General features: G+C 41.0%; 2 protein-coding genes and 1 pseudogene. 2 read left to right on the top strand and 1 reads right to left on the bottom strand.

The window, feature by feature from the left end:
- Both B2R65_RS18285 and B2R65_RS18280 read left to right on the top strand, forming a co-directional pair.
- Positions 1 to 363: pseudogene (locus tag B2R65_RS18285) on the top strand (hypothetical protein); the annotation flags it as partial.
- A 91-nt stretch (positions 364 to 454) separates the two neighbouring features.
- Positions 455 to 2,302: an ABC transporter ATP-binding protein gene (locus B2R65_RS18280; protein WP_055014296.1), complete on the top strand. Its 1,848-nt coding sequence runs from the start codon at positions 455 to 457 to the stop codon at positions 2,300 to 2,302.
- Between the two features lie 89 nt (positions 2,303 to 2,391).
- Here B2R65_RS18280 and B2R65_RS18275 read toward each other — a convergent pair.
- The coding region (locus B2R65_RS18275; protein ID WP_286745041.1) for an MAPEG family protein at positions 2,392 to 2,791 on the bottom strand (400 nt) is incomplete at its 5' end.

Here is a 2,791-nt window from a genome sequence, read left to right as displayed (position 1 = left end):
AATACCGGGGCGCTAATGGTCAAAACTGATAAGGGCTATAGTAATATCCAAAACTATGCACAAGCGCAATCGGCTCAACCACTTGATACAAACAGTTGGTACAACATTTGGTACGTTGTTAATAATGCATCGGTAAAAATGCAAGGTCAGCAATACAATGTATACGTGCAAGGCGGCGAATTTAAAAACCAAACCTTAGTGTATAAAAATGCCACCTTTAGAATGAAACGCGAACGCCCACTTAGCTACTTTTTAGCTAACTGCAATACGGGCCCTCACAAAAATCCTTACGGAAATGGGGGGTTACGCTATGACGACATTTACATGATTAAAGGCGTAAACCTTACAAACCCTCTTCGATAAAATTAGCTGTGTCATTTAGTCGTTAAAGTTCTACAGCGCGCTCCTTAAATGGTATGATCATTTTCTATTATTTGTCATTTAAGTTTATAAAATGTATCGATTATTCGAAAAAATGACCAACGCATTTCCTGAGCAAAAGCCAACGCAGCCACCCTCTACCTTATTTGCGTTTTGTCGTCATTACACTAAAGGCATGGAATTGTCGCTAGTTTTAATGTCTGTTAGTGCTGCCCTGCTTGCTATTTTAGAAGTGTCGTTGTTTAGCTATATGGGCCAATTGGTTGATTGGTTGGGCACCTACACACCACAAACTTTGTTTGAAGAGCAAAAAGCCGAGCTTATAAAAATGGCAGTAGTGCTTTTAGTGGTGTTGCCTATTGTGGTGTTTTTTCACTCGGCTATTTTACACCAAGCATTACTGGGTAATTACCCTATGTCGATTCGTTGGTTGGCGCATAGATACTTATTACGTCAAAGTGTGAGCTTTTATCAAAACGAGTTTGCAGGGCGTATCGCCACAAAAGTAATGCAAACATCACTGGCCGTGCGCGAAGCCGTAATGAAGCTGCTCGATGTACTAATGTACATAGTGGTTTATTTTGGCGCTATGGTGTTTTTAGTTGCCGAAGCAGACTGGCGTTTAATGCTGCCACTTTTAGTGTGGGTAATTGCTTATGCCGCCATTCAAATGTACTTTGTGCCAAAACTTAAAAAAATTGCCAGCTCGCAGGCCGATGCACGTTCAGAAATGACCGGCCGAATAGTCGACAGCTATACAAATATATCGACCATTAAGCTTTTTTCGTACACGCAACGCGAAGAACAATACGCTAAACAAAGCATGGATGTTTTTTTAAAACCGGTTTATAAGCAAATGCGCTTAGTAACCAGCCTTAACTTTGCCATTAATAGCCTAAATTACTTATTAGTATTTAGCGTGGCCGCACTCTCTCTTTATTTGTGGTCGTTAAGTGCAATTAGCGCAGGCGCAATTGCAGTAGCAGTAAGTTTATCGCTTAGATTAAATGGCATGGCGCAGTGGATCATGTGGGAAATAAGCAGTTTGTTTGAAAACATTGGTACCGCCACCGATGGCATGAAAACCTTATCGACGCCAATAAAAGTAGCTGACAAACCCAATGCGAGCACGCTTGAAGTTACTAAGGGCAATATTGAATTTACAAACGTGCATTTTAACTATGGTAAAGCCGCTAACGAAACCAATCGTGGTCCTGTAATGAACGGCCTAAACCTACATATAAAACCCGGTGAAAAAATTGGCTTAGTGGGCCGCTCTGGCGCAGGTAAATCAACCTTAGTGAATTTATTACTGCGTTTTTACGATACTGACTCTGGCACCATTAAAATTGATGGCCAAAACATTACCGATGTAAGCCAAGAAAGCCTTCGCCGTTATATAGCCATGGTGACCCAAGACACTTCCCTGCTGCATCGCTCTGTAAAAGATAATATTTTATACGGTCGACCCGATGCCTCAGAAGCTGAAATGCTCAGCGCTGCCAAGCAAGCTAAAGCGCTCGACTTTATAAGTGATTTAGAAGATAGCAAAGGCAATAAAGGGTTTGATGCACAAGTTGGCGAGCGCGGTGTCACCCTATCTGGCGGGCAACGCCAACGTATCGCTATAGCGCGGGTATTACTTAAAAATGCACCTATTTTAATACTCGATGAAGCCACCAGTGCGCTGGATTCAGAAGTAGAAGCTGCCATACAAGCAAGTTTAGATGACTTAATGACAGGAAAAACGGTTATTGCAATTGCCCACAGGCTATCGACTATTGCGCAAATGGACAGACTTATCGTACTTGATAAAGGTGGTGTGGTAGAGCAAGGCAGTCATGAAGAGCTTATTGCACAAAATGGTATTTATGCTGGCCTTTGGGCGCACCAAACCGGTGGGTTTATTGGTGTAGATTAATTTCAGTTAAAAACAAAAAAGCGAAAGGACTAACTACAGCCCTTTCGCTTTTTTATACAAACGCCTAAATAGCCTTTAACCACGTGATATTAAGCCATTAACCTTAAGCCAATTAAAATTAGCATGACAATATTGGCAATAAAACTGATTAAAAAGAAGTAAGTGCGTGGGCTTGGGTTTTTCTCGGTAGCTATAACGTAATACAACACCATATGAATTAATCGCGCTATTACATACACCCAAACACACATAGCAAATACAGGGCTTTGGTAATTTATAACAAATGCAAACAGCACAGTACCAATAAATAGCGCACTGTTTTCTAGTGTGTTATGAAAAGTACGATGAGCCCTGAATATAAAACTGTCGTGCGATAAATCATCGCTTATTTTACCTGGTACAGCATTAGGTTGTTTAGCTTTGCTAAAGGTAGCAACCGACCACTGTACCACTAACATTATTAAATAAACGTAAAACGCCATATAGGCA

The sequence above is a fragment of the Pseudoalteromonas sp. UBA2102 genome (genome assembly GCF_002331165.1).
In the GTDB taxonomy this organism is placed as follows: Bacteria; Pseudomonadota; Gammaproteobacteria; order Enterobacterales; family Alteromonadaceae; genus Pseudoalteromonas; species Pseudoalteromonas atlantica.
This window is presented reverse-complemented; position numbering and strand designations above follow the sequence as displayed.